The organism is Vibrio sp. 10N.261.55.A10, assembly GCF_041470825.1.
In the GTDB taxonomy this organism is placed as follows: domain Bacteria; phylum Pseudomonadota; class Gammaproteobacteria; order Enterobacterales; family Vibrionaceae; genus Vibrio; species Vibrio crassostreae_C.
This window is the reverse complement of sequence record NZ_JBFRNC010000024.1, coordinates 1-887: the sequence shown is the minus strand read 5'-3', so window position 1 is coordinate 887 and position 887 is coordinate 1. Positions and strand designations below refer to the sequence as shown.

Here is an 887-nt window from a genome sequence, read left to right as displayed (position 1 = left end):
TAGGGCGTGTTGATCTTTGCTGTACATTTCGCGTTCAACAATACATCGGTAGCCACATTAACATGAATGCCAGCGATAACATGCTGGCATAATTCCTTTCTAGCTTGTCATATCTACTTGAAATAGCTCGATAATGCTTAATTCTCCCAAAGGCATTTTCGACCAAGTGACGATACTTGTATAAACACCAATCCATACTGTCTTTGTCTATATCTTGTCCGTAATTGCGTTTAGCAATTACCGTTTCTCCGCCACGTTCCTTAACAAAAGTACGGAAAGGTTCGCTGTCATATCCTTTATCACAAACGATGGTATTAACTTCATCGAGTTGCTCAACTAAGCTTTCGGCATGCACTATATCGTGGCGTTGTCCCTCTGATAAATCAAAGCAAATCGGCAGGCCACCACTATCTACGGCTAAGTGAATTTTGGTTGAGTTGCCCCCGCGACTTTTTCCTATTTGCTCTGAACTTTCAGTAGCTGCACCTGTACTATGCTGATGTGCTCTAACTATAGAGCCATCAAGAAATACCCATTCAAAATCAGCCATGTTAGATAAACTTTTGAAAAGATTATCTAAAATCCCTTTCTTTGACCAAAGATTAAATCGTCTGTAAACGGTACTCCACTCTCCGAACTCAGAGGGTAGATCTCGCCAAGGAATACCTGTTCTCATTCGATAAAGTATTCCTTCAAATGTCATTCGATGTTCAGTTTTATCGTAAATACGACCTGTACTTTTCATAACTTGGAGTAGCAGTTCCCAGCGAATATCAGTTAGCATTGTTCTTGGCATGGTATTGGTTATGGTTTTACTTTTGGCGAAGCAAATTATAACTCTTTACCATGCTGTTCAAAAAACACTCACGAAAGATCAACACGCCCTA

General features: G+C 40.1%; 1 protein-coding gene. It reads right to left on the bottom strand.

What is annotated here, in order from left to right; all coding sequences use genetic code 11:
- Window positions 1–34: 34 nt before the first annotated feature.
- Complete coding sequence (locus AB4274_RS06850; RefSeq protein ID WP_026028612.1) at window positions 35–796, bottom strand: IS5 family transposase; 762 nt, start codon at window positions 794–796, stop codon at window positions 35–37.
- Between the last annotated feature and the right edge of the window lie 91 nt (window positions 797–887).